Raw genomic sequence first — 3,089 nt, 5'->3', positions numbered from 1 at the left:
ACGCGGACCCGAGCGACGGGCCCCGGGCCGAAGCCGCAGCGGACGGCGGCCCGCCCGGTGGCGGGCCCGGCGCCGGGCCGCCGCCCGGCGGCCACCTGCCCAGCTCACGCCCCCGACTCGCGCGGGCACTGCTGCTGTTCTCGGTCTTCGCCTGCGCCGCCTGCGGCCTCGCCTACGAACTGGCGCTGGTGACGCTCGGCAGCTACCTCGTCGGCAACACCGTCATGCAGACCTCGCTGGTGCTGTCGGTGATGGTCTTCGCCATGGGCGTCGGCTCGCTCGCCGCCAAGCCGCTGCAGCGGCGCGCCGTCGGGGCGTTCGCCCTCGTCGAGGGGCTGCTGGCGCTGATCGGCGGGCTCTCCGTCCTGGTGCTGTACGCGATGTTCGCCTGGCTCCAGGTCTACACGCCCGCGATGATCGTGATCGCGTTCGTCGTCGGCGTCCTCATCGGCGCGGAGATCCCGCTGCTGATGACGCTGCTCCAGCGCATCCGCCGCCAGGAGGCGGGCAGCGCCGTCGCCGACATGTTCGCGGTGGACTACATCGGCGCCCTCGTCGGTGGCCTGTGCTTCCCGCTGCTGCTGCTCCCCGTCTTCGGCCAGTTGAAGGGCGCGCTGGTCGTCGGCGCCGTCAACGCGGTGTTCGGCATCGCCGTGGTGGTGTGGATCTTCCGCCGGCAGCTGCGGCCGATCGTCCGCACCGGGCTGCTGGTGGTGATGGCGCTGGTGCTGGGCATGCTCGGCACCGCCTACGTGCTGGCCGACCGGATCGAGGTCACCGCGCGGCAGCAGCTGTACCGCGACCCCATCGTGCACGCGGTGCGCACCGACTACCAGGAGGTCGTCGTCACGGAGGCGTTCGCCTTCACCGGCGCCCGCGACATGCGGCTGTTCCTCAACGGCGACCTCCAGTTCTCCTCGATCGACGAGTACCGGTACCACGAGGCGCTGGTGCACCCGGCGATGGCCGGGCCCCGCTCGCGGGTGCTCGTCCTCGGCGGCGGCGACGCGCTCGCGGTGCGCGAGGTCCTGAAGTACGACGACGTCGAGTCGGTCACCCTGGTGGACCTCGACCCCGAGGTCACCGAACTGGCGCGCTCCTGGGAGCCGTTGCGCACCCTGAACGAGGACGCGCTGGCCGACCCGCGCGTCGAGGTCGTCAACGCGGACGCGTTCAACTGGGCGCGCACCGCGCCGGGACCGTACGACGTGGTGATCGCGGACTTCCCCGACCCGGAGGACGCCCCCACCGCGAAGCTCTACAGCGTCGAGTTCTACACGGTCGTCGACCAGATCCTCGCCGACGACGGGGCGTTGGCGGTGCAGGGCGGGTCGCCGTTCTTCGCGCCGCGGTCCTACTGGTCGATCGACGCCACCCTCGCCGAGGCCGGCTTCACCACCACTCCGTACCAGGTGGACGTGCCGAGCTTCGGCAACTGGGGGTTCCTGCTGGCCCGTACGCCCGGGGCGGGCGAGGACGCGTCCTCCCCCGCCGTCGTCCCCGCCTCCACGGCGGCGGGCGCACCGGCGGCCGGCGACGGCAGCGCGCCGGCGCCGCTCCGACTGGCGCCGGACGCACCGCCGCTGCGGTTCATCGACGACGCCGTCCTGGAGGCGGCCACCGTCTTCCCGGTGGACCGGCGCCGCGCCGACGTCCGTCCCAGCACCCTCATGGACCCGGTCGTGGTGCAGTACGCCCGCAGCGAGTGGGAGCACGGCGGCTGACCACCCCGCCCGCCCGTGCACCGGCGGGCCGGGGGTGGCCGGCGGCTCCGCCGGGACCTCCGCCGGGACCTCCGCCGTCCCTTCGCCGTCCCTCCGCCGTCCCGGCCGGCGCCCTGGGTCCGGCCGACGCGGCGGACCGGCTCCTGAAGCGCTTCGACAGCGTCCGGCGCCCGCCGCCCGGGGGGCATTCCCAGGTGCTTCACCTATCCTGGTCGAGGCAGCGCGAAGCAGCGTCGAAGCGCTTCAACGCAGCCCTGCGAACCACCCGCCACCCCCGTGAGAGGCGACCGGATGACCGACACCACCGGCGCGGTCACGCTGGCCGAGGTCGCCCGGCACGCCGGGGTGTCCGCCAGCACGGTCAGCTACGTACTCAGCGGCAAGCGATCCATCTCGCCGTCGACGCGGGAGCGCGTCGAGTCCAGCATCCGCACCCTCGGCTACCACCCCAACGCCCGGGCCCGCGCGCTCGCCAGCAGCCGCTCGCAGATCCTCGCGCTGATGATGCCGCTGCGGACGGACATGTACCTGCCGGTGATGATGGAGATCGCGGTCGCCGTCGCGACCACCGCCCGCAGCCACGGTCACGACGTGCTGCTGCTGACCGGTGAGGAGGGGCCGGCCGCGCTCCGCCGCGTCATGGCCAGCTCGTTGGCGGACGCGGTGATCCTCATGGATGTCGAGACCGACGACGAACGGCTCCCCCTGCTCCGCGAGAGCGAGCTGCCGGCCGTCCTGATCGGCCTCCCCGGCTCTCCCGATCGACTGACCTGCGTGGACCTCGACTTCGAGGCCACGGGCGCGCTGTGCGTCGAGCACCTCGCCGAACTCGGCCACCGCGAACTCGCCTTCGTCGGCGAGGCCACCGCGGTCTACGAGCGGCACACCGGCTTCGCGGAGCGCACCGTCCGCGGAGTCCAGTCCCGGGCCCGCGAGTTGGGCGTCCGCCTGCTGCACCGCCCCTGCGACGGCGACTACGCGGCCATCGCCGACACCCTCGGCCGGATCTTCGACGAACGCCCCGGCACCACCGGCGTCGTCGTGCAGAACGAACCCGCCGTGGAACCGCTGCTGTCGGTGCTGCGCCGGCAGGGCCGCGCGGTGCCCGAGGACGTGTCGGTGGTCGCCATCGGCCCGGAGGACATCGCCGCACGCGCCTCGGTCCGCCTCACCTCGGTGGCGGTCCCCGCCCAGGAGATGGGCCGACGGGCGGTGGAGCTGGCGATGTCCGCCCTGGCGCGACAGCCGGTGCCCCGGCAGGAGCTGATCGCACCGTCGCTCACGGTGCGCGCCAGCTCCGGCCCGCCGCCGGGCTGAGCCCGCCGCGCCCGCCGGCCCGTGCACGGCCGCCGGCCCGTGCCCGCC

At 74.1% G+C, this 3,089-nt stretch carries 2 protein-coding genes; both read left to right on the top strand.

Annotation, left to right across the window (positions count from 1 at the left end; all coding sequences use genetic code 11):
- The first annotated feature begins 95 nt into the window (after positions 1-95).
- Complete coding sequence (locus tag HCN56_RS24770) at positions 96-1,724, top strand: polyamine aminopropyltransferase (protein ID WP_167974775.1); 1,629 nt, start codon at positions 96-98, stop codon at positions 1,722-1,724.
- Between the two features lie 291 nt (positions 1,725-2,015).
- Positions 2,016-3,041, top strand: coding sequence for a LacI family DNA-binding transcriptional regulator (locus tag HCN56_RS24765; RefSeq protein ID WP_167974773.1), 1,026 nt, complete (start codon positions 2,016-2,018; stop codon positions 3,039-3,041).
- Positions 3,042-3,089: the final 48 nt, after the last annotated feature.

It is taken from the genome of Streptomyces lonarensis, from assembly GCF_012033735.1.
Taxonomy (GTDB): Bacteria; Actinomycetota; Actinomycetes; order Streptomycetales; family Streptomycetaceae; genus Streptomyces; species Streptomyces lonarensis.
The sequence above is the reverse complement of the archived record's forward strand: the minus strand, read 5'-3'. Positions and strand labels throughout refer to the sequence as shown.